Origin of the sequence: Metapseudomonas boanensis (genome assembly GCF_042232855.1) — a bacterium.
GTDB lineage: Bacteria > Pseudomonadota > Gammaproteobacteria > Pseudomonadales > Pseudomonadaceae > Metapseudomonas > Metapseudomonas boanensis.
Genome location: NZ_CP113889.1, coordinates 4,947,838 through 4,973,180, shown reverse-complemented (window position 1 = coordinate 4,973,180; position 25,343 = coordinate 4,947,838). Strand labels below are relative to the sequence as shown.

The following is a 25,343-nucleotide window of genomic DNA, read 5'->3' as shown; positions in this document are numbered from 1 at the left end:
TCTGCTTCTGGCAGCTGAAAGCGGACACCGTGGTGCACTAGATATAAAAAGCCGCCAGTGTGGCGGCGGCGAGGTCTCAGGCTTTTGGCCTTCGACTAAGTCACATCTGTCTGGGGTCTCCCGGCACGTGGGCATTTCGATGCCGGGAGGGATCGCAAATCGCAATCACGATCTGCGGGTGCGAACAGCGTCGGCACAATCAGCCCGACACAAAATTGGTTAGCGACGCTGCTCGTACTCTTTGGGCGAGGGACAGCGGCTCTTGCACCTGCATTTCGATTCCATCGTCAGCGCTGCGACCTCATCGGGCTTGTGGCGAGATCACGAGGACATTGTCGAGGCCATCGCTGCGCGAGACGCGGATGCCGCCGAGAATGCAGCGCACGAGCACACCATGCTGTTCCAGCGCCGCTTCCTCGACTTCATGCAGCAGAACCTGACGGCCCAGATGCGGATTTCGTAGGTGCTATGGGATCCGGGTTCTCACGCTCAGGCAGGGACTGGGTCATCTCAACTGTCTCGAGCAGGTGTAAGTTGTGTTTGCCCGGATCAATGCCTACCTGTGCGTCTGGATTCATGGCGATGGTCTCCAAGATACAAGGCCCTGCGAAAGCGTAGCCTTGGGCGTGGGCAGGGGGTGACCATCCCATTACGTTGGCATCGACCTTGCTGTGATCTGATGGATGCAGACTCAGCAGGGGCGGCCCATGAAGCGTTTATCCGGAGAGAGCATCAAGGCCAAGGCATGTTGCTTCCCGAGAGCCTGGATGACTACGTCGCGGACACCAATTCGGTGCGAGTGGTCGATGTGTTCGTCGATGAATTCGACCTTGGTCGGCTGGGTCTCGGCGGAATGGTCCCCGCCGAAACTGGTCACCCCGCTAACCACCTCGCCGTTCTGTTGAAGATTTGCATCTGCGGCCACCTCAATCGGATCCAGTCCAGCCGTCGCATCGAACGCCAGGCGCAATGCAACATCGAGTTGATGTGGCTGGACGCCCACTCACGGTTGACTCTGGTTCGCACCTTAAGTCAGGTAGTCGATATGCCGAAGTGAATGGGAGTCCATGAACGGACGTAGCTGCCTCCCTTCTTGCTTAAGTGAACTTGCTGCAGAAGCTTATTCACGCCATCGCTTGAGTAGCATCTCGATAAAGAGCTCTGCGGTGCTCGACAGCGGTTCGCCATCCCGACGCACCAGACCGATAGTGCGCTCAATGTGAGGCGGAGGTAGGTCCCGGGAGCAGAGGTTCTCATGCTCGGCATCGGGCATTGCCATACGCGGCAAAATTGCTACACCAAGACCGCATTCGACCAGACCGAGTGAGGTGGACAGATGCTGCACTTCATAAAAGCCGTTGAGACGAATTCCGTGGCCGGATAGGGCGCTGTCAAGCAACATGCGGTTGCCGCTGTCCCGGCTGACAGTGATGAGTCGCACTCCCTGCAAATCTTGCCAACTCACCTCAGGCAGCGCGGCGAGAGGATGGTCGCTGCGCATGGCAAGCACGAAAGGGTCACGAAGGAGCGGCGTGAAGCTCACGTCCGGATGCTGGGCGCTGATCATGTTGATGCCAAAGTCGACGTCACCGCTTACCACCCGCTCAAGGCCTTCATTGGCGCTGACGTCAAGGATTCGGATCCGTATGCCCGGATACGCCTCATTGAAGACTCGAATCACGCTGGGCAGGAAGTAGAACGCCGCAGTCGGGATGCACGCGATGGTGACCGTACCTTTTTGATGGGTCTTGAGTTCTCGGATGCCCTGGAGGGAAGACTCGTAGTCTTCCAACATGCGCCGGGCGCGGGGCAGGTATTCTTTGCCTACTTCGGTTAGCCAGGTGCGTCGGGTGGTGCGCTCAAGCAGTTTGGCGCCAAGGGTTTCTTCCAGTTTCTGAAGCCGGCGGGAGAGCGCAGGCTGTGACAAATGGAGTGCCTGGGCGGCTTCCTGAAAGGACTGGGATTCAGCAACTCGTACAAAGGCTGCGAGGTCCAGAAATTCTATTCTATGCATGGAAATACTCGCTTGGCGTTGATTTGCGCATTAATGCTTGGATTCTATCAGTCGATCATGATCTTTGCATTTGAAGCATTAAAAGGGTGCTGACAAGCTGTAGCCATCGTTGGATCGGTCACGGGTTAGACCAAAATGATGAACAGCATCCCCTGCATGATTATGCGTGGCGGCACCTCACGCGGCCCCTTCATTCACATGGCCGACCTGCCTGAATCGCAGGAAGCACGAGCCCAGGTACTGCTCGATCTCATGGGTTCCGGCCATCCCCTTCAGGTCGATGGCATTGGCGGTGGTAACTCCCTCACCAGCAAGGTGGCCATCGTTGGCCGCTCCGATCGCCCTGATGCGGACGTGGACTACCTCTTCGCGCAAGTAGACGTAACCGAGCGCCGCGTCGATTTCTCTCCTAACTGCGGCAACATGCTCTCTGCCGTTGGCCCGTTCGCGATCGAGACCAGTCTGGTCGCGGCGACCTACGGGGAGACCCGGGTGCGGGTGTTCAATATCAACACTCAGCGCATCATCGAGTGCTTCGTACCGACTCCGCGGGGCCGAGTGGAATACGAGGGTGACACCTGTATCAGTGGAGTACCTGGCTCTGCAGCAGGTATCCGCCTGAGCTTCCTTGATGTCGCCGGAGCCAAGACTGGTGCGCTGCTGCCTACTGGCCAAGCCGTTGAGCAGATTGAAGGTGTTGAAGTTACTTGCCTGGATGCCGCTACTCCCACGGTGATTATTCGTGCCAGCGACCTCGGTGTTGATGGGCATGCCGAACCCGCTCTGCTGGATGCCAACAGCACCATGCTGGAGCGCCTGGAGCGTATCCGCTGCGAAGCTGGTCGCCGCATGGGTATGGGAGATGTCAGTCAGTCCGTGTTGCCCAAACCGATTCTGCTGTCACCGGCCGTCAATGGTGAGGCGACGGTTTGCGCCCGTTACTTCGTGCCGCAGCGCTGCCACAAGGCACTGGCGGTTACCGGCGCCATTGCCCTCGGAGCGGCAGTGAATGTCCCCGGCAGCGTAGCCCAGCGCATTGTCCAGGAAAGCGGCCGTCTGGAAGCCGGAGGCACTCTGGAGTCGATCCGAATCGAGCATCCATCCGGTCATCTGGATCTGCGGGTTGAGTTGCGAAATGGCAACCCGATGGACATCGCGCGAGTTTCGTTAATAAGGACCGCCCGCAAGATCATGGATGGCCGCCTCTACTACCGCATGCCTGAAGCAATCCACTGAACGCATTCAACTGACACGCGTCTCGTAACGCCCCGACAACAATCACAAGACGGGTAACTGATATGAAACTTCTGATCTCACTCTGCTTGCATCACCCCTGCGCCGCTACCGGCCGCCTACGCTCGTCGTGAGGTTGGGCGGGGCGCTTGCACGCCCTGGCGATTAGCGGCTTCATGTGCGGCGGCTTGTACGCCCAAATGGAGCTGGAACCCATAATTACAAGAGTCCAACGCCATGCTTTCTCTGCTCGGTTTGTCCATGGTGGTCGTGTTCACCTATCTGATCATGACCAAACGCCTGTCCCCGGTAGTGGCCCTGACAGTGGTGCCCATCGTCTTCGCCCTGATCGGCGGCTTCGCGCCGGAGCTCGGCAAGATGATGCTCGACGGCCTGAAGACGGTGGCGCCCTCGGCAGCGCTTTTGCTTTTCGCCATCCTGTTCTTCGGCATCATGATCGACTCCGGGCTGTTCGACCCGTTGATCCGCCGCATCCTGCAGACCGTCAACGGCAATCCGGTGAAGATTGCCATGGGCACCGCCGTGCTGTCGCTGCTGGTGGCCCTCGACGGTGACGGCACCACCACCTACATGATCACCGTGGCCGCCATGCTGCCGCTATACAAGCGCATCGGTATGAACCCACTGATCCTCGCCTGCATATCCATGCTGTCGCTGAGCATCATGAGCGGCATGAGCCCCTGGGGCGGTCCGGCCACCCGTGCAATTGCCGTACTCGGGCTGGACGCCAGCGAGTACTTCATTCCGATGCTCCCGACTATGGCGGGCGGGGCTCTTTGGGTGGTGTTCACCGCCTACATTCTGGGGCGAAAAGAACTGAAACGGATCGGCAACACCCACCTGAAAACCGGCGGTGACGACTGTTACATCAAGGCCATCCTGGCCGATAACCCGAACAAGCGACCGAAGCTGATCTGGCTGAATCTGCTGCTGGTAATCGCGGTAATGGTCGCTCTGGTGGCAGGGCTGATGAACGCGGCGGTGCTGTTCATGCTCGGCTTCGTCGTGGCCTTGATGATCAACTACCCGCAGCTGGACCTTCAGAAGGAACGGATCCTCGCCCACTCGGGCAACGCCATGACCGTGGTGCTGCTGGTGTTCGCCGCCGGGGTATTCGCCGGCATATTCTCCGGCACCAAGATGGTGGATTCCCTGGCCAACTCCCTGGTAGAGATGATCCCGACCTCGTGGGGCAGCTTTTTCCCGCTGGTGGTGGCCATCACCAGCATGCCGCTGACCTTCGTGCTGTCCAATGACGCCTACTACTTCGGCATGGTACCCATCCTCGCCCAGGCGGCTGCCGCCTATGGTATCGACCCGGTGGAAATCGCCCGTGCGTCCATCCTTGGCCAACCGGTGCACCTGATGAGCCCGCTGGTGGCCTCCACTCTGCTGCTGGTGGGCATGGTCGATCGCGATATCGGTGATTTCCAGCGCTTCACCTACAAGTGGGCGATCCTGACTTCCCTGGTCATCACCGTGCTGGCCCTCCTGACCGGCGCCATCAGCCTGTTCGCTTGACTTCGTAGCCCGTCACTCGGGCGCGCCCTGACCAACTTCTGCTGCGGGCCACCTGAATGGCCTGCGGGCCGGGTTCGCCCGGAAAGACTTAGAGGTGAAGATCATGTTCGCATTAGCGCGCCACTTGCCCGGCGCATCCCTGGCCTGTCTGGCCGCCTGCATTGCTCCTGATGTTGGGGCCGCAGGGTTCTTCGACGACAGCAAGGCAACATTGCAACTGCGCAACATCTACTTCAACGACGACTTCAAGGACGAGTCGGGCATGTCCGCTCGCGCTGCCGCCAGCGCACAGTCCAAGCGCGAGGAATGGGCACAAGGGTTCCTGCTCGATGCTCAATCCGGCTACACCGAAGGGACGGTGGGATTTGGCCTCGACGCGTTGGGATTGCTTGGCGTGAAACTGGACTCCGGCCGCGGCCGAGCTGGTACCAACCTGCTGCCCGTGCATGGCGACGGTCGTGCCGCCGACGATTTTTCCAGCTTGGGACTCACCGCCAAAGCGCGCTTCTCCGGTACCACACTCAAGCACGGCACGCATCAGCCCAAGCTGCCGGTTCTGGTCCGCAACGATGCGCGCCTGCTGCCGCAGACCTTCGAAGGCACTCAGGTCACCAGCACCGAAATTGCCGACCTTAGCCTCACCGGTGGTTACTTCGACGAATTCCGCATGCGCGATTCCAGTGGCAACCATTCGATCACTGCCGATGGTTACGCAGGCGACGACGGTGAGGGGTTCTGGTTTGCCGGTGCCGACTACAAAGCTCGCAAGACGCTGACGCTCAGTTACTACTACGGCGAGCTGGAGGAGTTTTACCAACAGCACTATGTCGGTTTGGTGCACAGCCTTGCGCTCGGTGCAGGCACCTTGCTCAGCGACTTGCGCTACTTCCACAGCCAGGATGCGGGAGAGGCGCGCAATGGCGAACTGGACAACGACATGTACAGCGGACTGCTGACCTACACCCGGAAGGGCCATGCTGTGAGCGCAGGCTACCAGCAACTGAATGGCGAAGGTGGCCTTCCATTCGTCAATGGCGCCACGGTGTACAGCTTTAGCAACGCCGGTGTTGGCAAGTTCGTCGAGGAGGACGAGCGCACCTGGATGCTCGGTTACGCGTACGACTTTGCTGCCATCGGGGCGCCCGGACTGACTGTTGGCGTTCGCTATTTCAAAGGCCAGGATGGCACGACCGAACTGCGCGGCAGCGAAGTGAACGCCCACGAGTGGGAGCGGGATATTGATCTTGCCTACGTGGTGCAGCAGGGGGCTCTCAAGGGGCTTGGTGTGAAGCTGCGCAACATCGCCTATCGCTCCAGCTACAGCCGGGGCCGCGACAACAATCGCCTGTATTTCACCTACGACATCGCGCTCTGGTAGGTCTCGAATGCGGGCTTACCAGCCCGAAGTGGCGCTTAGAAGAGCGGGCGCCGCGCCCGCGTGCTCACAAGGCCCGCGGGCCCTTCTTTCTCAAACCACGCTTTCCGACCTGCCGTCTCGACTAACCGTTGCGCCAGCAGAGGTTCCGAAGCCGGGGGCTTTGCCCCTGGCATTTTTTTATCGATAGCGGAGACACGGACTTATGGAGTGGCTGAGTGACCCAGTTTTCTGGATGGCGCTGATGCAGATTATCGCCATCGACATCTTGCTGGGTGGTGATAACGCCGTGGTCATCGCACTGGCCTGTCGGCACCTGCCCGAGGAACAACGACGCCAGGCCATCGTCGGTGGCGTGGCAGGCGCGATCTTGTTGCGCATTGCATTGCTGTTCTTCGCCATGCAACTGCTGGCCCTGCCGTACCTGAAGCTGGTGGGGGCGGCGCTGTTGCTGTGGATCGGCATCAAGCTGTTGTTGCCTGAACCGGAGGAAGCCCATGAGGTGAAGGCCGGGGCGAGCTTTCTTGCGGCGATCAAGACCATCATCGTCGCTGATGCAGTGATGAGTCTGGACAACGTGCTCGCCGTGGCCGGCGCCGCGGGCGGCAACCTGTTCCTGGTCAGTCTGGGTGTGCTGATCAGCATCCCGATAATCGTCTGGGGCAGCCAACTGGTGCTCAAGCTGATGGATCGCTTCCCGCAGGTTGTACCGCTGGGTGGTGGCTTACTGGGCTGGATTGCCGGAGGTATGGCTGTAACCGACATCGCCGTGGCGAGCTGGGTTTCGAACGATGTCTGGTCGAAGCACCTGGCTGCAGCTTGTGGCGCTGCCTTGGTGATGGGCGTTGGTCTATTGCTGCGTGCGCGAGCATCAGCGCTGGCCAATTAGTCAAACGACGCGCCTGCTGGATCTCGGTGCTAGCCAGGTATGGAGTGGGATCCAAGCTGCAGTAGTGCTAGCAATCCGGCTACCATCCTGCCCTCTACCCATCGCCGAGGTCCTGTATGGAACTGCGTCAGCTGCGTTACTACCTCAGTGTCCTGGAACATGGCAGTCTGGGACGCGCAGCGCTGGAATTGGGGGTTGGCACCTCGGCCCTGAGCCAACAGCTCAGCAAGCTGGAGAGCGAACTCTCCACGCGGCTGCTGAACCGCACCACTACAGGTGTCTCCCCAACTGCGGCTGGCCTTGCCTTCGAACACCATGCACGCCTTACCCTGCGTCAAGCAGAGCACGCCGTACTAGCAGCCCAGAGTGGCCGTATGAGCGGCTATACCAGCGTCGGCCTGGCACCGACTACAGCTTCGGTCCTCGCATTGCCGCTGATTGCCGCCATGCGTGAGCGCTATCCGCAGGTGCGCCTGCATCTGGTCGAGATGCTATCGGGGTACCTGGTTAGCCAGTTGAACGCGCGTCATCTGGACTTGGCGGTACTGTTCCAGTCAGAAGTGGGGCCTCGCCTGAGTATTCGCCCGCTGCTGCAGGAGCGCCTGTTCGTCATTGTGCCGCCCAAACTGGTTCGACCCGAATGGGGTGAGGAGCTGTCATTGGCTGAACTCGATGAGTTGCCGTTGGTATTGCCCAGCCAACAGCACGGCCTGCGTACCACGCTCAATGCCGCTTTCGAACGTATCGGACATGAGCCGCGGGTAATCATGGAGATTGATGGCCTGTCACTATTGATGGATGCGGTTATCGCTGGTCACGCCGCGACGATTCAGCCTGGTGCAACGGTGGCGCGTTCGTTGCAGGCGGGTCTCAGGGTTCTCCCGATTGCTGACGTGGACGCAGAGCGGCGCAATCTGCTGGTCAGTCTGTCGGACGATGAGCTGTCCCCGGCTGCCCTGGCCACTCGTATTGTCCTCTTGGATGTGGCTCGTGATCTGGTCACGTGTGGCCAATGGCCGGGCGCACGGCTTTTGTGTTCGTAGATCTTTAGAAAAACTAAATACCTGCACAGCCGCAGCGCGTTTCGGGCCAAACGCCCCCGCTCTAAAGTCCTCGCCATTGCGGGGAGCAGCTTAACTTCCGACTCCTCGCTCAGAGGAGGGAAGATGATCGATGTCCTCGTCATAGGGGGCGGCAACGCGGCGCTGTGTGCGGCGCTGATGGCTCGAGAAGCTGGCGCCAGCGTACTGCTGCTGGAGGCGGCGCCGCGGGCCTGGCGCGGTGGTAACTCGCAACACACCCGCAACCTGCGCTGCATGCACGATGCGCCGCAGGACGTGCTGGTGGATGCCTATCCCGAAGAGGAGTTCTGGCAGGATCTGCTCAAGGTCACGGGTGGCCTGACCAATGAGAAGCTGGCGCGCTTGGTAATTCGTGCGTCCTCCAACTGCCGAGGTTGGATGCGTCGCCATGGAGTGCACTTTCAGCCCTCATTGTCTGGAGCTCTGCACACGGCTCGAACCAACGCCTTCTTCATGGGCGGAGGCAAGGCCTTGGTGAACGCCTACTACCGCAGCGCTGAAAAGCTGGGCGTCGAGATTCGCTACGACTCGCCCGTGGCTCGCGTCGAGGTTAAAGGTGGCCGCTTCATCGCCGCGCACATCGGTGAGCGTGAGGTGGACGGCCGACGCCTGCCTGCTGAGCGCCTTGAGGCCAGGACCTGTGTTCTGGCTGCCGGTGGCTTCGAATCCAATCGCGAATGGCTACGCGAAGCCTGGGGCCAGAATGAGCGAGGCGAATGGCCGGCGGAAAATTTCCTGGTTCGGGGTACCCGATTCAACAATGGGGTACTGCTGCGCGAACTGATGGGGCAGGGGGCCGATACTATCGGCGATCCAACTCAAGCCCACATGGTAGCCATCGATGCTCGCGCGCCGCTCTACGACGGAGGCATTTGCACCCGGATCGATTGCGTATCGCTGGGTGTGGTAGTCAACCGCAATGGCGAGCGCTTCTATGACGAAGGCGAGGATTTCTGGCCTAAGCGTTACGCCATCTGGGGACGTCTGGTCGCTCAGCAACCGGGGCAGGTGGGCTTTTCCATCATCGACCAGAAGGCATTGGGACGCTTCATGCCGCCAGTATTCCCCGGCACCACAGCCAACACCCTGGATGAACTGGCACGCCAGCTTGGGCTGCCCGAAGCTACCTTCGTTGCCACTGTAGAAGCCTACAACCGAGCCTGCCGGGTCGGGACCTTCGACCACACCAGCCTGGATGACTGCCATACCGAGGGCATCCAACCTGCCAAAACTCATTGGGCGCGGCCGCTCGACTCGCCGCCGTATTACGGCTATCCGCTGCGTCCAGGGGTGACCTTCACCTACCTCGGGTTACGCACCGATGAGACAGCCACCGTGCACTTCGACGGAAAACCCAGCCCAAATCTCTTCGTAGCGGGAGAAATGATGGCCGGCAATGTCCTTGGCAAGGGCTACACCGCGGGCGTTGGCATGTCCATTGGCACCGCATTCGGCCGGATAGCGGGTACCAGTGCGGCAATGGCTGCTGGCTACCGAACCACTTCCAGAGAGAACGAACATGACTGCGCAACTGCCTGAACCACGATTAGTCGATCCCGCAGAGGCGAGCCGCCAGTTGATTCCGCTGCTCAACATTGACGAGAGCGAAGTGGACCGACAGATGCGAATCTGCAACGCCTGTCGTTATTGCGAGGGCTTCTGCGCCGTATTCCCGGCCATGACGCGCCGGCTGGACTTCTCCAAGGCCGATATTCATTACCTGGCTAACCTCTGCCACAACTGTGGCGCGTGCCTGCATGCTTGCCAGTACGCAGCACCCCATGAGTTCGCGGTCAACGTGCCGCAGGCGATGGCCAAGGTGCGCGTGCAGACCTACGGTGACTACGCCTGGCCCAGCCTGTTTGGTCGCTTGTACCGACACAACGGTACATTCCTTGCTGTTGCGCTGGCGGTTGGGCTCTCGCTGTTCTTGGTACTGACCCTGGTGATGAAGGGCACGCTGCTTCCGGGCAGCCTCAAAGGTGACTTCTACGCAGTGTTCCCGCATAACACCCTGGCGTGGATGTTCGGTGGCGTGTTCGGTGGGGCGGTGCTTGCCTTGGCAGTGGCGGTGCGCCGCTTCTGGCGCAATGTGACACCTGCCTCCGGCCCAGTGGAAACACAACCTGGTGCAGTCCGTGAAGCTTCAGCGGCCGTGCTTACCCTCAAGTACCTGGATGGTGGACATGGACAGGGCTGCAACAATGAAAGTGATCGATACACGCTCTGGCGTCGTCGTTTCCACCATCTGACGTTCTACGGTTTCATGCTGTGCTTCGCCGCTACAGGTGTCGCCACCGGCTATCACTACTTGCTAGGTAAAGTGGCTCCTTATTCGGTGCTGAGTCTCCCAGTGGTGCTTGGCACATTGGGTGGTGTCGGCTTGCTGATCGGGCCCGCCGGCCTTCTGGTGCTCAATTATCGCCGTGACCCGCTCCAGGGCGACATCACCCAGCAACCAATGGATCGTGGCTTCATCGTGCTGTTGCTGCTTGTGAGTCTCACCGGCCTGGCCCTATTGGTTGGTCGCGATAGCCCTGCAATGGCAATCCTCCTCGCTATCCATTTGGGAAGCGTGATGGCGTTCTTCCTGACACTGCCTTACGGCAAGTTTGCACACGGGATATTTCGCAGCGCCGCGCTGCTGAAGTTCGCAATCGAAAAGCGCCAGTCAGAAAAAGTCAATCTCGGCAGCGAGTAGCGCGTCCACATCCAGCAGACCTCGGGTTAAGCGCCGCAGAGGTCTGGTCCCTCACCTGGAAAGTATCGGAACCGGCCATCCGTTCAAGTTGTGGCCTCCGGGGCGTCTGTGCGCCCCGGCGAATGAGCACCTTCGCGATCACCGCAGTTCAACTGGGGAGGTTTCGCGAGGGGGGAACCCCATAATTACAAGAGTCCAACGCCATGCTTTCTCTGCTCGGTTTGTCCATGGTAGTCATGTTTACCTACCTGATCATGACCAAACGCCTATCCCCGGTAGTGGCCCTGACAGTGGTTCCCATCGTCTTCGGAGTTCTTGGCGGCTTCGCTCCCGACCTCGGCAAGTTGATGCTGGACGGCATCAAGACCGTGGCTCCATCGGCGGCATTGCTGCTGTTCGCCATTATGTTCTTCGGCATCATGATCGATTCCGGGTTATTCGACCCGCTGATCCGCCGCATTCTGCAGACCGTCAACGGCAACCCGGTGAAGATCGCCATCGGCACCGCCGTGCTGTCATTGATGGTGGCGCTCGACGGTGATGGCACGACCACTTACATGATCACCGTGGCCGCCATGTGGCCGCTGTACAAGCGCATCGGCATGAACCCACTGATTCTCGCGTGCCTCGCCATGCTTTCACTCAGCGTCATGAGCGGCATGACCCCTTGGGGCGGTCCGGCCACCCGTGCAATTGCCGTACTCGGGCTGGACGCCAGCGAGTACTTCATACCCATGGTGCCGACCATGGCCGGCGGCGCACTGTGGGTGGTGTTCACGGCCTGGATTCTTGGGCGAAAAGAACTGAAACGGATCGGCAACACTCACCTTAAGATCGGCGGTAATGACTGCTACATCAAGGCCATCCTGGCCGACAGTCCGCACAAGCGGCCACGGTTGCTGTTGCTCAACTTGCTGCTGGTAATTGCATTGATGGCTGCGCTGGTGATCGGCGTGATGAACGCGGCGGTCCTGTTCATGCTCGGTTTCGTGGTGGCGTTGATGATCAACTACCCGCGCTTGGAAGAGCAGAAGGAGCGCATCCTGTCCCATTCGGGCAATGCCCTGACTGTGGTGCTACTGGTGTTCGCCGCTGGCGTGTTCGCTGGGATCTTCTCTGGCACCAAGATGGTGGACTCCCTGGCTAATACACTGGTGGAGATGATTCCGACATCCTGGGGGCGCTTCTTTCCGCTCGTGGTGGCAATTACCAGCATGCCATTGACGTTCGTGCTGTCCAACGACGCTTACTATTTCGGGATAGTGCCGATCCTCGCCCAGGCAGCTGCCGCCTATGGCATCGATCCGGTAGAAATCGCCCGCGCATCGATCCTCGGCCAGCCGATGCACCTGATGAGCCCCCTGGTAGCTTCGACACTGTTGCTGGTGGGGATGCTGGATCGTGATATCGGCGACTTCCAGAGATTCGCCTGGAAGTGGGCAATGCTGACTTCCTTGGTGATGACTCTTGTGGCCCTGCTTACTGGCGCCATCAATCTAAGCATTTGACGGTGCGCTCATCGGGACAGGCGGATGATCTGTCGCGCTAGGCATGGGCCGACCAGAATGACGCCGAATAGGCGCATGGTCTGCATGGCCATCACCAGACCGACATCCGCCTCGGTATCCAGAGCAATGATTGCCATGGAATCCAGCCCTCCCGGGCTGGTGGCGAGATAAACGGAGAGGAAGTCCTTGCCCAGCAGTTTCGCAATGAAAAGTGCGGACAGGGCGCAAAGAGCAATCAGAGCAAGTGCGCTGAGGAGCATGGCGGGAAGCCGGCGGACGACGAAGTCGAAGGTCTCGCGATCGAATCGTAATCCCACGTAGCAACCAAGGGCGCCGTAGGCCAAGCACAACAGCCACTGTGGCAGGTCGATGATGAATACACCGCCCAATTGCATCACCGCCCCAGCCAGTAGCGGAACGAGCAGAGCGCCTGCTGGGAAGCGAGCACCGATCAACACACTGCCGATCAGAACAAGGATAGTGAGGATGCCGTTGGCAGGCATAGCGAAGCCGAGGGAAGCTGTGCCAGTCGGGATCTCGAGGGAAGTAATTTCGCTACCGAGGGCGTGGCTGACGACTGCACCTATTAGCACGACGCAGACCACTCGCACGTATTGCATAGTGGCGACCACTCGGGAGTCTGCTCCGTGATCCTCGGCCATAGCCACCATGGCGGACGCCGCCCCGGGAGACAGGCCCCAGGCCGCTGCGCTACCCGGTAGGTCACCGTAGCGAACGAGGAAAAGCGCGACGATCAAGCTCATAACCACCGTTATCGCGGTGGCCAGCAGCATAACAGGCCAATCATGAGCAATGCTGGCAAGCGTTTCGGCACTCAGTGAATGAGCCACCAGCAAGCCGATGCAACCCTGACCGAACTTGAAAGCGAGCGCTGGTACGCGGATGTGCGCCCCCCGCACGCCAAGTCCAATGGCTACCAGCATGGAGCCGAGGAAGTCGGCAGCTGGCATTCCGATCAGTCGCAGCCCTTGGCCAGCGATTACCGCAAGAACGAGTAGAAGCAGCCACTGCCGCATAAGGGCAATGGAGTCGAGAGGGGGAAGGGTAGGCAAGGCGATTCTCCGTACGCGCAGTGGGGCAGGGTGTGTCCAACGCGCAACGGCAGTATTCTGGTGCTGATTCATCAAGTCTATTTTCTAATTGTGATGAACCGATAATTCAGAGTTATCGATTATGGATCTGCGTGACCTTTCCTATTTCGAGATCATTGCTGAGCTTGGCCACCTAGGCCGTGCTGCGGAGCGCCTGTGTCGTAGCCAACCTGCTCTAACCAAGAGCATTCAACGCCTAGAAGAATCCCTTGGAGCCAGTTTGTTCCAGCGTGATGGCCGACGCATCAAGCTGACCCCTGCGGGGCATTTGCTCCTGGAGCGAAGCCGTCAGTTACGGCACAGCGTTGATGAGACGCGCCGTGAGGTACGCGACTTCGCCAATGGTTTGGTAGGAAATATTCGACTGGGCTGTGCAGTCTCTATGGCCGAATATCTGCTGCCGCAGCTCACAGCGACACTGCTGAGCCTCGTTCCCAATGTGACATTGACGCTTACAGTTGGGATGGATGATGTGCTTCGCGAGGGGCTATTACAGGGAAATTTAGACCTGGTCATTAGCCCCTTCGTCGACAAGGTGGAGGGACTGGAAACCCATGCTCTGCTGGAGGACCAAGCTGTGGTTGTGGCACGCCGCGATCATCCGCTTTTCAGCGGGCCTATCAGCCAGCGCGAGCTGTGCCGTTACCGCTGGGTGCTACCGCCTCTCTCAGCCAGTGCGCGCAAGTGGATCGACAATGCCTTCATCAGCCGGCAACTGCCGACACCCATGGTGCAGGTGGAAAGCTCGTCGATTTCCTTGATGCCACGTTTGATTGCCCGTACTGACTTACTCAGCTTCATTGCACGTGAACACCTGTTAGGTGGGAAGGCGGAAGCCAGTCTGCGGGAAATCCCTCTGGCAGAAACCACCATGACTCGGGCAATCGGGGTGAGCTATCGCTCCGAGGGTTACAAGTCACCGGCGACGGCAACTCTGCTGGATATTCTGCTGACTCATCAGGCCAGCCTGTTCCTGCAGCTTGATTCGTGAGGTCCGGTGAACCGTCGCCAGCATGGCAAACCGACGCGACGGGCATCAAGCAGGCGCGTTGGCTATTGCTGCGCAATCCGGAAAATCTGCGCCAGCTCGAGCAGCAGGTCCACCTGGACAAGTTGCTGGGCTCCAACCAGGCGCTGATGATCGTGTCCCTGATGAAAGCTCAACTCAAAGCACTGGCACCTAATGACGCGCCATCCAGGGCCTGGTCTGTCCCGGACTGAGTGAACAGACTACACCTCTTAATGGGCCTCATTTTGAGACTTGGAGGTGTTTACGAAATTGGGAGCGATTCATTCGTCGCAAGCTCGAGGCAATGCCAGCTACGGGTATACCGATCCGTCAGCGGTCCAACCTTGGTTTGGTACACCGGCGCCATTGCGCAGCTGGCGGCCTCGCCACGCAATGTGCGTCATCACCAATGCCCTAGATGCCGTATCCGCCTGACACGTTCAGTTGCTGCCCAGTGATGTAGCCCGCGTTGTCGGATGCCAGGAACACGGCGGCACGACCGATTTCCTCGGGCTTGCCCCAGCGCTTGAGTGCAAGCATCTTCATCGTTTCGTCGATCCACTTCTGGTTGAACTGACCCTGCTCCAGGAGCTGCGGGAACATGCCGGCCTCAATGACACCGACCAGAATGGAATTCGCACGGATGTTGTGGCGGCCCTCCTCGCGGGCGAGGCCCTTTACAAGCGATTCATTGGTGGCCTTCGGCGCGACCGACAAGCCGTCGCGATCCGGCCAGCGCAAATGGCCGGCAGAGCCCAGCGTAACGAACGAACCGCCCCCCGAGGCGCGCAGATGTGGCAGCGCAGCCTTGGCGGCATTGAAGAACCCCATGACTTCGACATCGATGGCGCGCCGCCAGTCGTCACGGCTCATTTCGCTGATATGGCGCTGGTTCACGAAAGGGCCAGCCGCCCAGACGATGGTGTGCACGCGGCCGTGGGCTTCAATGGCTGCATCCAGCGTTGCCTTGACCTGGGCGGCATCGGTTACGTCGACCTGGTGGGTACTCGCGTTGACGCCCTCTTCCCGGATCTGGTCGGCGACACGCTGTGCCACGTCGGCCTTGCTCCGGTAGCCGACTGCGACCGGTACTCCAGCGCGGGCGAACTCAACGGCAACGCCTTGTCCGATGCCACCGCTACCGCCAAAAACCAATGTGGCGCCATCTGGGAATCCGCTCTTGCTCATCTTTGCCTCTCCTGTCCTCGGTATATCGACACGTTGTCGTTGAGGAAAAGTATCAGCGGAAGATCCTGCAATAACCGCCCAATAGTGAGCTTTCGATAAAGTATCTCAAGGTGATACTTTTCGGTGGCGCATTGCGGTACGCCGCACGAATGGCAGCACCACGGCCGGTGTCACTTGGCCCAGAAGATTCGGGGATCGGTAAGGCGAGCCATGTAAAGCATGCTGTACCAGTCTGTCTGCCCGGCAGGCAGGGAGCGGTCGTCGGTCGCGAGTTCTCGCATGCGCTGTGAAAGCGACGCCATCATCTGGCGCAACTGGTCTATTGATCCGCGCGACAACTTGACGGTTTCGAGCTGCCAAAGCGACTGCGGGTCGTGGAAATCCATCGTTTCAAAATGCCGGCGCATCGCATCGTCCACTGCCCGTCGCAACGGGCCTCCCGGAATCCACTCCGGATGCCGCACAGTCAGCAGACGGACACGGTTGCCGGGAAACAAGTCGAGCAAACGGAGTTTTTCGAGTCGCCGCAAATGAAGGAAGATGCCCGGCTCGTCTAGCTCGAACTCCTGTTGTATCTCCCGGGGTGTCCAGTCATAGCGCAACAGTAGGAAGATGAACGCCGTGAACGGGGCGTCGGCCAATCCCTGCTCCTGCTCGATGCTCAACGCATGAATCTTGGTATCGCTGCGTCGCGCCGCCAGCTCGGCAAGATCGATGAGGCGGACGCCTGCAATGGAACAAACCGACTCGAGCATCGCGACGCTCAGACCATGCCCGGTCAACTTGCGCTTGATGGTTGTCTCGCTCACGCTCAGCTGCTCGGCGATATCGCAATAGCGGATATTGCGATCCTTCAATAAGCGCTTTAGCTCCGCGAGCAGCAGCGTTTCATCGGTGGCTCCATCGAGGTTCTTCGGATGCATTGTCGGGTGTCCTTCCAGTCGCACATTCGGAACGCTCGCAATGCCGTGCCGAGTTGCGCTGCTTGGTGGGCATGAAGGGTGGGCACGCACTATATATCCAGCCAACTTAGCTGAGTAGGCAATGCGCACGTGCGTGCACGCCCCCCGCGGGGCCTACAGCGCTACTTGGGGCACGATGATCAGCTATCGCCGCAAGAGACACTTCGATGTACACGCGACCATTCGCCACCCACAGTTCGCTTTGGGTCGCAACCTGACGCCCGACGGTGTTGCGGCGCTGGGTGATCTTCCCGACCGCGAGTGGATTGGCGAGTACGTGGGCTAGGTGTATCAGGGCGTGGCCGCAGCGGCACGCAAACACCTCGGCGAACTGGCGGTGGGCAGCATGACGGAGCGACGTTTCGAGGAATTGGTGGCCGTGTTCGCCAAGGTGTCGCGCCTGGAGGCGGACTCCTGGCCGATGGGCTTGGCGAGCGTACAAGCCTGACCAGGGCAACGTGGACAGATTAATTTTCTGCTTTTTTTATCTGCGCGCATGGCGCATGGCGCATGGCGCATGGAGATGCGTGGCGTATGAGGTGAGATTGGAGTAGCGAAAATTAATCTGTCCTCCTTTTGGAGTATGCCCCCCCTTTTGGGTCCCGATTACTATCCGCCAGCTGGCTGACCAGCTTCTCACCTGTGCAGGAGTCTTGATGCCCCGTTGTTGTAGGCCTGGCGAGCCGCGATGAACCTCGTTGCGCCGGAGGCTGGACGCATGGGGAGCCGGTCGGACGGGCTGCATGGCTTTGCGCTGCAACCCAACATAACAACAAGAATTGAGGATATGGATCATGCAAAAGAAGTTGCTGCTGTTCCTGTTGTGCCTGATTTGCCCGCTGGTCTGGGGGGATGGACGAAGCGCCGGGAAGTTGAGTGAAATCCTCAGTCGCAGCCAATTGATGTGTGCCAGTGCGATGGTCTATTTCAATCCGGCCGAACGCACACCGGACCCGCGAGGTTTAAACGCTACCTTCGAGCACCTTAATATAATGGAAACCTACATGGTACAGCTGGGGCAGCCCGAGGCGTTGGTGCAGCCACTGCGGGCCATGAAGGAAGTTTTCGAAACCCTCGATCGACTGCCTCCGGCCGAGCGCGAGCGTTACCCGGAGCTGATCCAGCAACTGCTCGGCCATCAGCAACAGTTGCAGCAAGCCGCCTCCGCTGCTTATGCCAGTGCCGGGCCCGATCTGGCCGCCGCCGACCTGGAGGCGCAAAGCCAGGCCCTGGCCACGGTGTTGCTGGACTATCAGGTTCGTCTCTACCCGCTGCCGCGGAAGGGTGGCCTGACGCTGACGCCAGATCAGGCAAAGGAGCTGGACCAGACGATCGAGCAGCGTTTCGAGACGTTACTGGCGCGCCATGTCGAGCATGCCGATGTGTTGTCGAAGGTCAAGGCCAGCTACCTGTTCGTACGTCCGCAACTGCAGCAGGTGAGGAGTGGTGGTAACGCTGGCAGCGGTGGTGCCGAGTTTTATCTCAATCGCGCCTCCGTCGATCTGGACGAGCTGGCGGTTGCGGTGCTGACACCCGTCCCCTGAACTGGACATACCTCCCCCCACCTTGCAGCCGCTGATGCGGCTGCCTCCCAAGTACCTGCAGTCCAACAGACGGCGGGCAATCGGCCCGTCTCTGACGAACCCGCCCTTTGGCGTCCGTCGCGAAACAGAAAGGGCCTGGCAGCCAAAGCGAAGTCGGGACGAACCGTCATTCCTAGGGTCTTGAGCACCGGACCGGGACTGCGTCACGCAGCAACGTGACCCTGCACACCGATATTCCTTGGCCTGTCGACGCTGGGATTCCCTGGCTCCCATACACATCCGCAGCGTTGCTATTAGCAGGTATACAGATGCGCAAGAACATGCCGATCACCCAACGGGAACGCAACTTCCCGGCCCAGCAGCATCTGACTTCGGTCACCGATTGCCGCGGCATCATCATTTACTGCAGTGACGAGTTCGCCGCTGTCAGCGGCTTCAACCGCGAGCAACTGATCGGAAGCCCGCAAAAACCTGGTACGCCACCCGGACATGCCAGAGCAGGTATTCGGGCAAATGTGGGACTACCTCAAGGCTGGCAAAAGCTGGATGGGCATCATCAAGAACCGCTGCAGCAATGGCGATTTCTGCAGCTTCATGTCTGGACTCCCTCTCACGGTTGACTCTGGTTCGCACCTTCAGTCTGTCACTCGAGATGCCGAAGTGAGGGGGAGTCCATCCCATTGCTTCTGGCCAATATCGGGCAGGCTGCAACGAAGCAGACGGCTGCAACGGGCCGCGGCGGCGGGAATTGATAGGGGCTATAGCGGCGTAAGCCTCAGCCGAGGCAGAACACCACGAGCCAAGGACACTGGACGGGCTCAGGAGAAGCCGAGGCTATTCATGCTGCCCTGCCGTCAGTGCGGTTGCATGCATATATCCGGTCGGTAGTGGGTGTTACCGCCCCGGCCATTCTGTAGTTCGCGCAGCGGGGAGCCAAGCGTCGCTAGGGCAAACTTATGTCGGGTTGGTGCACGACATTTTCGTAGTCGGCGCCGAGATCCGTAATACTGGCAACGCGTTCGGTGCGGTTCGGTTTGGATGGCAGAAAAAGCTGTAAGTGTGACATTGCAGCCATTGCGCCGGGCGACGATTCTTGGGACCGGTCCCCATTACGTCGCCAGGTGCCACGATGAACTCCCCCATCAACATCGGATTCCTACTCTTCCCCTATGTCACCCAGCTCGACCTGACCGGGCCGGCCCAGGTACTCAGCCGTGTGCCGGATGCGAAGGTGCATCTAGTGTGGAAGACCACCGATCCGGTGCTCACCGACGTTGGCTTCGAGATCGTGCCGACCACAACCTACGCCGACTGCCCACCACTGACCGTGCTGTGCGTGCCAGGTGGCTTCGGCATCGGCGACCAGCTCAACGACAGCCAGACGCTGGACTTCTTGCGCCGCCACGGCGAGAGCGCGCGCTACGTCACTTCAGTGTGCAATGGCGCGCTGTTGCTCGGCGCCGCCGGGCTGCTGCAGGGCTACCGCTCGGCCTGCCACTGGATGTGGCGCAAGTACCTGCCGCGCTTTGGTGCGGAGCCTGTGGCACGGCGCATCGTCCGCGACCGTAATCGCATCTCGGGCGGCGGGGTGACGGCTGGCATCGACTTCGGCCTCGCCCTGGCCGCCGAGTTGGCCGGTGACGACGTGGCCAAGACACTGCAGCTGGCCTTCGAGTACGACCCTGAGCCGCCGTTCGACTGCGGCACGCCCGAGAAGGCCGGCCCTGCGTTGGTCGAGCACCTGAGCGCGCTGCAGGCCGACCGTGTGGCTTATGTCGAAGCGCGCATCGCCCAAGCGGTGGTACGGCTGTAGCCGTGTGCCGGCGATCTCCGGGGTAGGCTTCCTTGTGCGGCTTCCATCGAAACCGGGCCCCCTGCCGAAGCATGACCCGTGAGCCGCAATCGAGCAGTTTCGTGGAGGAGCTCATTGATGTTGAAGAAATCGTTACTAGGGCTACTGGCGGCTCTGGTGTCCCTGGCGCTCGTGCTGTTGGCGAACACCTTTCTCAAGGAGTCGAAGCAGATTGAGGTACAGGCCGTGCAGCATACCGAGATAGATGGCCTGGCAGCCGCTGAACGGCTGGCTGCGGCGGTGCGGCTGCGCACCGTTTCGTACGACGGCAAGCCGGACCATGCAGCGCCCGAGTTCCTCAAACTACACAAGCACCTGCAGCAAATGTTTCCGCGGGTGCACCGCACGCTCAAGCGCGAACTGGTGGGAGGTTACAGCCTGCTTTACACGTGGGAGGGGCGCGACCCGAAGGCCAAGCCGTTCATGCTGATGGCGCACCAGGATGTGGTACCCATCGCCGAGGGCACGGAGAAGAACTGGTCTGTCGATCCATTCGCGGGCACCATCAAGGACGGCTACATCTGGGGCCGAGGTTCCTGGGACGATAAGGGCAACCTGCTGTCAATGTTGGAGGCCATAGAAGTCCTGCTGGCCCAGGGCTTCCGGCCGAAGCAGACGATCTACATCGTGGCCGGCCACGACGAAGAAGTCGGCGGCAGTCGCGGCGCGAAAGAGATCGCCGCGTTGTTGGCCTCACGGTCGGTCCAACTCAACTTCGTGATGGACGAGGGCACGCTCATAACTGAGGGCGTGATGAAGGGCCTCGACAAGCCGGTCGCGCTGATCGGCGTGGCCGAGAAGGGCATCATGACGCTATCGCTGTCCACGCATGACGACCCCGGCCATGCTTCGATGCCTCCACGCGAGACGGCCATCGGCATGCTCAGCACTGCGCTGGCGCGCCTTGAGCAGGTCCCCATGCCGGCCGCGATAGGCGGGGTGGCCGCCGAGATGTTTGACACCCTCGCACCCGAGATGCGCGGAGTCCAGCGCGTGCTGCTTTCCAATCTGTGGTTGTTCGGTCCGCTGGTCAAACGGGAGCTTGAGAAGACCAGGAGCTCGAATGCCTTCACACGCACGACGTCGGCGTTGACGGTGATTCATGCGGGCAACAAGGTGAACGTGGTGCCAGCACAAGCCGAGGCATTTGTGAACGTGCGCATGCTCCCAGGGGACACTCAGGACGAGGTGATCGAGCATACGCATGCTGTTATCGATAACCCGTCAGTGCTGGTGCGTCGCGAGGGCGTTGTCTCGGAAGCCTCGCCGATCTCAGGCACGCAGTCGGATTCTTATCACCTGATCAACTCCACGATCCGCGAGATCTTTCCGGGCACCATCGTTGCGCCAGGCCTGATGGTAGCGGCCACCGACTCGCGTCACATGCTGCCAATCGCCGACCACATCTACCGATTCTCACCGGTGCGTGCCACCGAGAGTGACCTGTCGCGTTTTCACGGCACCAACGAGCGCATCTCGATCGAAAATTACACCGGGATGATCGCCTTCTATCACCGCCTGATCACCTCGGCCTCGCAACGGGCTACCCAATGAATGCTGAGTTGCAGGTGAAATCCCATTTTGAAGCTTAAACGCGTGGTCCCCCTTGCCGCCGCGGTGCTGACCAGCGCCGTGGCAGCTTTTTACCGGGCTCCGGCGTAGTGGAAACTGCCTCTGGTGGAACTGAACCGCAAGGTCGCCGGGCCCTCGGAACGAACGGTGAGTGTGGGTACGCATGAGGTGCGCTATCTGGAGGGTGGCCAGGGCGAGGTGGTGGTCTTGCTGCACGGCATCTTCGGCGAGAAGGACCACTGGGTCGACTACGATCGGCAACTCACCCATCGTTACCGCGTCATCGTTCCGGATCTTCCCGGATTCGGCGGCAACAGCCGCTTGGCCGGCGAGTCGTACGGCTATGCCGCGCAGATGCAACGGCTCGTGATGTTGCTCGAGCGCCTGGGCCTCAAGCGTGTCCATATCGCCGGCAGCTCGATGGGGGGACCTTGGCCGCGCTGCTCGCGATGCGCGAACCGCGACGTGTGGCCAGCGTTGCATTCATCGACGCGCCGCATGGCATCCGCACGCCCCGGCGCAGCCAGATGGGCTCGGCGATCGAAGCCGGTGAGAGCCCTTCCCACGGGGGGGAAGGCAGGCCGTTTTGACGCGGCTAGCGCCGTGGACTAACGTGCTGGCTGAATCTCTAGCTAAACCTCTATTCCTGCCATGTCGCACCGCGTTGCAATGCTCGTGTTTCCGGACTTCCAGCTGCTCGATGCTGCCGGGCCGATCGCGGCCTTCGAGGCGGCGGGGGGCTACGCCATCCAGGTGGTCGCCCTCGAACCTGGTCTGGTGCACAGTTCGTCGCGCGTGGCCTGGCAGGCCGAGCAGCTGCCACGGCTGTGCGACATCGACACCTTGCTGGTCTCAGGTGGTGATGGCGTCGACCAGGCAATGAACGACGAGCGCCTGCTGGATTTCGTGCGCCGCGCGGTGGCTCGGCAGGTGCGCGTTGCCAGCGTGTGCTCGGGCAGCCTGCTGCTCGCCGCGGCAGGTGTACTCGATGGGCGCAGTGCGACTACGCACTGGTCGCGCACCGGGCAGTTCGAGCGCCAGTTCCCGAATGTGCACCTCGACGCCGACCGCATCTTCGTCAAGGAGGAGTCCGTGTGGACCAGTGCCGGTATCAGCGCTGGCATCGACCTCGCGATAGCAATGATTGCTGAGGACCATGGCCACGAACTCGCTCGCAGCGTCGCGCAGGAATTGGTCGTCTACTACCGTCGGCCAGGCGGGCAGTCGCAGTTCTCCGCGCTGCTCACGATGCAGGGATCGCACGACCGCTTCGATGTGCTGCTCGACTATGTACGCTGCCACCTCGCACAGCGGCATGGCGTCGAAGACCTCGCGGCCATAGCCTGCATGAGCCCGCGCCATTTCGCGCGGGAGTTCCGCGCAAAGACAGGTGTCACCCCGGCCAAGGCCGTGGAGCGCCTGCGCGTGGAGGCCGCTCGCACTGCGCTTGAGAACGGTGCCAACTCGGTACAACGCGTGGCCACTGAATGTGGGTTCGGCGACGTCGAGCGCATGCGGCGCAGCTTCATGCGCTTGCTGGGGGTGCCCCCGTCATCGCTACGACGCTCGGCCAGCGATTAACCTTCAGTCATGACAGGCCGGGTTTTACCCAAAGGAGGCATCGGCAACACATGAGCAGGAGCAAATTGCGGCGATAAAGAGCCTATGAAACTTCCGAATGGGTGCTTTCCGTCCGTCTGCCTTGTAGCGTGCTCGTCAGGGCTGCGAGCAGGGTCAAAACAGCTCCGGCACCAAGACCGATCTGAGGCGCAGAGTCGATTGGGAGCAGGTTGAAGAGCAGCGTCATGATTATTGCACCAGCGGTTTGTCCAAGTAGTCGAGCGGTGCCCTGCATGCCTCCGGCAGCGCCACTTCGCTTTATGGGTGCCGATAAGAACATCTTGCGATTGTTGGCGATATTAAACAGGCCGAAACCGAGACCACACAGCATGGTGAATGGTACGAGCAGAAAGGGGATGCCCTTGAGCGGCCACAGTGAAGCGGCCCCTAGCCCGGCCGCAAGACATAAGCCTCCTGCGGAGCAAAGCCAGGCTGTCGGCCATCGGTCTGCAAGGCGGCCAGCGAGCGGTGCGATAATTGCAACGGTCAATGGCCAAGGAATCATATAGAGGCCGGCCATTAGAGGCTCTTGCCCAAGGCCGTTCTGCAGGTAAAAAGGTAGCGCCACCATCCCTGCGGTCTGTCCTGCAAAGCAACAAGTCGAGGCGATCACTGAAACGCAGAATGAATTGGATCTGAGCAAGTCAAGCGGGATCAGTGGTGCTTCCTTTGGCATTTCTCGCCTCACCAGCAAAATCAGTTGAATGGCTGATATGGCGAGCAGCGCGCCAGCCAGAAGGGGCCTGTCTGCCAAGAGCCCGGCAGCAATGACCAACGACGCAAAGGCTCCGGCATTCAACACGACGCTCAACAGATCTGTTCGACGAGCAGTGCCCTTGACGTCAGCTAGCGCACTGGTAGACAGAAGCACCAACACCCCTAAGGGGAGGTGGGCAGCGAAGAGCCAAGGCCAGCTTGTCATTGAGAGTATCGCCGCGCCGATTGCCGGGCCGGTAGCCGATGACAGAGCAACAGCAAGGGCATTCCAGCCGATAGCGGCACCTAGCTGCCGATGCGGCACCTCTAGACGAAGCAGTGCAATCCCGAGAGCCATGACGGCCGACCCTCCAAGCCCCTGAAGGAAACGGGCAGCGATAAGCCAAGACAGGGACGGCGCCAATGCGCACATCAAGGTGGCGCCTGTGAACAGCGCAACTCCCCACCTGAATACCCGTCGATAACCAAGACTTTCTCCGAGCGCCGCACACGGCAGCAAAGCCATCAGGAGGGCTGCCTGGTGAGCCGTGACGATCCAGATGGACATGGCAGGCGTCACTTGCAGCGCTTCGGCGATCGTTGGTAGGGCGACGTTTGCTACCGCCGTGTTCAGCACCACTAGCACCATGGCAGCCAGCACGGAGCCGATAGCAATGGCATGCCTTGGCTCAGGCAGACCTGACAGCGCGTCAGCGGCATGCACTGAAGGGCGTCGCACAGGCGATATCGGTTCAGGCTTTTCGCAAGAGCGAATGGGCTCCGGAGGCAACCGGAGCTCCATGGCTTTAACCAGGCGGGGGCTCACAGCCTCGCCCCTGGGATCCAGACGCCGTCCTGCTCTACATACCTCGTCAGCCTATGGGCCTCTTTGTCCTCCTTCTTCAGATCCCGATCTGTAAAGCGGAATAACAGCGCAGGCCCTGAAATACAGCGTGTATCGTGAATGTCTCCGGGCAGGTACACCTGAGTCTGACCGGGGCGGACCAGAGTGGAGCCCCGCTTCACGAGTTTCACCCTGCCGTCCTGGTCCTCGATTCGGGCATAGGTCCCCATTTCGATCTCACCTTGCTGAACCGCATAGATGACCCATCCCCTGCCATGATCATGCGGTGGTCTGTAGAGCCCTTCAGGCTCAGTGTGCGCCAGCAGCACAAATCCATTAGTCGGATCTCTGTACATTTCCTGTTGAGCCAATGCTTCCAGGTGCAATGCCGCCAGCCACTGCTCCGTGAGCGGAGTCTTCAAGAGTTCATCCAGTTGCTGCTGGCAGCCTGCAACCACTTCAGAGCTGAGAGCTCCCCAAATCGACCTGACTCCGCCAACAAATTTTTCCAACGAATTCATACATTCTCTCCCGATCCTGTTCGGTACGGATGTGCCGATAGATCGGACTGTAAGTAGTGCTTGGATATGGCGGAAGACG

The 25,343-nt window shown here is 60.2% G+C and carries 22 protein-coding genes and 3 pseudogenes; 19 read left to right on the top strand and 6 right to left on the bottom strand.

Features of this window, described 5'->3' with window-relative positions:
- Positions 1-262: 262 nt before the first annotated feature.
- The gene (locus OXH74_RS23230; protein WP_375739053.1) at positions 263-463 is read left to right on the top strand and encodes an FCD domain-containing protein; all 201 of its coding nucleotides are present in this window, start codon (positions 263-265) and stop codon (positions 461-463) included.
- A gap of 216 nt (positions 464-679) precedes the next feature.
- A pseudogene (locus tag OXH74_RS23225) lies at positions 680-994 on the top strand (transposase); the annotation flags it as partial.
- A gap of 126 nt (positions 995-1,120) precedes the next feature.
- Here OXH74_RS23225 and OXH74_RS23220 read toward each other — a convergent pair.
- Positions 1,121-2,014, bottom strand: coding sequence for a LysR substrate-binding domain-containing protein (locus OXH74_RS23220; RefSeq protein ID WP_375739052.1), 894 nt, complete (start codon positions 2,012-2,014; stop codon positions 1,121-1,123).
- Positions 2,015-2,152: 138 nt separating this feature from the next.
- Between OXH74_RS23220 and OXH74_RS23215 the strand changes: the two genes are divergently transcribed.
- From OXH74_RS23215 to OXH74_RS23180, 8 genes are all read left to right on the top strand, one after another.
- Complete coding sequence (locus tag OXH74_RS23215) at positions 2,153-3,250, top strand: 4-oxalomesaconate tautomerase (RefSeq protein ID WP_215374955.1); 1,098 nt, start codon at positions 2,153-2,155, stop codon at positions 3,248-3,250.
- 234 nt (positions 3,251-3,484) lie between these two features.
- Complete coding sequence (locus tag OXH74_RS23210; RefSeq protein ID WP_215374958.1) at positions 3,485-4,789, top strand: CitMHS family transporter; 1,305 nt, start codon at positions 3,485-3,487, stop codon at positions 4,787-4,789.
- 103 nt (positions 4,790-4,892) lie between these two features.
- A complete protein-coding gene (locus OXH74_RS23205) occupies positions 4,893-6,167 on the top strand; it encodes an OprD family porin (protein WP_375739051.1) in 1,275 nt (424 codons plus the stop codon).
- A 202-nt stretch (positions 6,168-6,369) separates the two neighbouring features.
- Complete coding sequence (locus OXH74_RS23200; protein WP_375739050.1) at positions 6,370-7,053, top strand: TerC family protein; 684 nt, start codon at positions 6,370-6,372, stop codon at positions 7,051-7,053.
- Between the two features lie 116 nt (positions 7,054-7,169).
- Positions 7,170-8,096, top strand: a complete 927-nt coding sequence (locus OXH74_RS23195) for a LysR substrate-binding domain-containing protein (protein ID WP_375739049.1) — start codon at positions 7,170-7,172, stop codon at positions 8,094-8,096.
- A 123-nt stretch (positions 8,097-8,219) separates the two neighbouring features.
- On the top strand, positions 8,220-9,674 hold the full coding sequence (gene tcuA, locus OXH74_RS23190) for an FAD-dependent tricarballylate dehydrogenase TcuA (RefSeq protein WP_375739048.1): 1,455 nt from the start codon (positions 8,220-8,222) through the stop codon (positions 9,672-9,674).
- Positions 9,655-10,836 carry a tricarballylate utilization 4Fe-4S protein TcuB gene (gene tcuB / locus OXH74_RS23185; RefSeq protein ID WP_375739047.1) on the top strand — a complete coding sequence of 394 codons (1,182 nt, stop codon included), beginning with the start codon at positions 9,655-9,657 and terminating at the stop codon, positions 10,834-10,836. The genes tcuA and tcuB overlap by 20 nt, the downstream gene beginning before the upstream one ends.
- A 203-nt stretch (positions 10,837-11,039) precedes the next feature.
- Positions 11,040-12,344: a CitMHS family transporter gene (locus OXH74_RS23180; RefSeq protein ID WP_375739046.1), complete on the top strand. Its 1,305-nt coding sequence runs from the start codon at positions 11,040-11,042 to the stop codon at positions 12,342-12,344.
- Positions 12,345-12,352: 8 nt separating this feature from the next.
- On the opposite strand, the gene OXH74_RS23175 is transcribed toward OXH74_RS23180, so the two are convergent.
- On the bottom strand, positions 12,353-13,381 hold the full coding sequence (locus OXH74_RS23175) for an AbrB family transcriptional regulator (RefSeq protein ID WP_375741670.1): 1,029 nt from the start codon (positions 13,379-13,381) through the stop codon (positions 12,353-12,355).
- A gap of 157 nt (positions 13,382-13,538) precedes the next feature.
- On the opposite strand from OXH74_RS23175, the gene OXH74_RS23170 reads away from it, so the two are divergent.
- Together OXH74_RS23170 and OXH74_RS23165 are read left to right on the top strand one after the other, a co-directional pair.
- Positions 13,539-14,447, top strand: coding sequence for a LysR family transcriptional regulator (locus OXH74_RS23170; RefSeq protein ID WP_375739045.1), 909 nt, complete (start codon positions 13,539-13,541; stop codon positions 14,445-14,447).
- On the top strand, positions 14,444-14,677 hold the full coding sequence (locus tag OXH74_RS23165) for a hypothetical protein (protein ID WP_375739044.1): 234 nt from the start codon (positions 14,444-14,446) through the stop codon (positions 14,675-14,677). The genes OXH74_RS23170 and OXH74_RS23165 overlap by 4 nt, the downstream gene beginning before the upstream one ends.
- Before the next feature lie 202 nt (positions 14,678-14,879).
- Here OXH74_RS23165 and OXH74_RS23160 read toward each other — a convergent pair whose 3' ends face one another.
- Both OXH74_RS23160 and OXH74_RS23155 read right to left on the bottom strand, forming a co-directional pair.
- A complete protein-coding gene (locus OXH74_RS23160) occupies positions 14,880-15,653 on the bottom strand; it encodes an SDR family NAD(P)-dependent oxidoreductase (RefSeq protein ID WP_375739043.1) in 774 nt (257 codons plus the stop codon).
- Between the two features lie 170 nt (positions 15,654-15,823).
- Positions 15,824-16,576, bottom strand: a complete 753-nt coding sequence (locus tag OXH74_RS23155) for a helix-turn-helix domain-containing protein (RefSeq protein WP_375739042.1) — start codon at positions 16,574-16,576, stop codon at positions 15,824-15,826.
- Positions 16,577-16,817: 241 nt separating this feature from the next.
- Here OXH74_RS23155 and OXH74_RS23150 point away from each other — a divergent pair.
- The 7 genes and pseudogenes from OXH74_RS23150 to OXH74_RS23120 form a co-directional block, all read left to right on the top strand.
- A pseudogene (locus OXH74_RS23150) lies at positions 16,818-17,063 on the top strand (thiaminase II); the annotation flags it as partial.
- A gap of 346 nt (positions 17,064-17,409) precedes the next feature.
- Positions 17,410-18,159 (top strand): hypothetical protein, encoded by a 750-nt coding sequence (locus OXH74_RS23145; RefSeq protein ID WP_375739041.1) that lies wholly within the window; start codon positions 17,410-17,412, stop codon positions 18,157-18,159.
- 308 nt (positions 18,160-18,467) lie between these two features.
- A pseudogene (locus tag OXH74_RS23140) lies at positions 18,468-18,741 on the top strand (PAS domain-containing protein); the annotation flags it as partial.
- Positions 18,742-19,288: 547 nt separating this feature from the next.
- Positions 19,289-19,972 carry a DJ-1/PfpI family protein gene (locus OXH74_RS23135; protein ID WP_375739040.1) on the top strand — a complete coding sequence of 228 codons (684 nt, stop codon included), beginning with the start codon at positions 19,289-19,291 and terminating at the stop codon, positions 19,970-19,972.
- Between the two features lie 117 nt (positions 19,973-20,089).
- Positions 20,090-21,565, top strand: a complete 1,476-nt coding sequence (locus OXH74_RS23130) for a M20 family peptidase (protein ID WP_375739039.1) — start codon at positions 20,090-20,092, stop codon at positions 21,563-21,565.
- Positions 21,566-21,688: 123 nt separating this feature from the next.
- The gene (locus tag OXH74_RS23125; RefSeq protein WP_375739038.1) at positions 21,689-22,195 is read left to right on the top strand and encodes an alpha/beta fold hydrolase; all 507 of its coding nucleotides are present in this window, start codon (positions 21,689-21,691) and stop codon (positions 22,193-22,195) included.
- 57 nt (positions 22,196-22,252) lie between these two features.
- Positions 22,253-23,164 carry a GlxA family transcriptional regulator gene (locus tag OXH74_RS23120; protein WP_375739037.1) on the top strand — a complete coding sequence of 304 codons (912 nt, stop codon included), beginning with the start codon at positions 22,253-22,255 and terminating at the stop codon, positions 23,162-23,164.
- 82 nt (positions 23,165-23,246) lie between these two features.
- Here OXH74_RS23120 and OXH74_RS23115 read toward each other — a convergent pair whose 3' ends face one another.
- Positions 23,247-24,548: an MFS transporter gene (locus tag OXH74_RS23115; protein WP_375741669.1), complete on the bottom strand. Its 1,302-nt coding sequence runs from the start codon at positions 24,546-24,548 to the stop codon at positions 23,247-23,249.
- 173 nt (positions 24,549-24,721) lie between these two features.
- Positions 24,722-25,264 carry a hypothetical protein gene (locus OXH74_RS23110; RefSeq protein WP_375739036.1) on the bottom strand — a complete coding sequence of 181 codons (543 nt, stop codon included), beginning with the start codon at positions 25,262-25,264 and terminating at the stop codon, positions 24,722-24,724.
- Positions 25,265-25,343 lie beyond the last annotated feature (79 nt).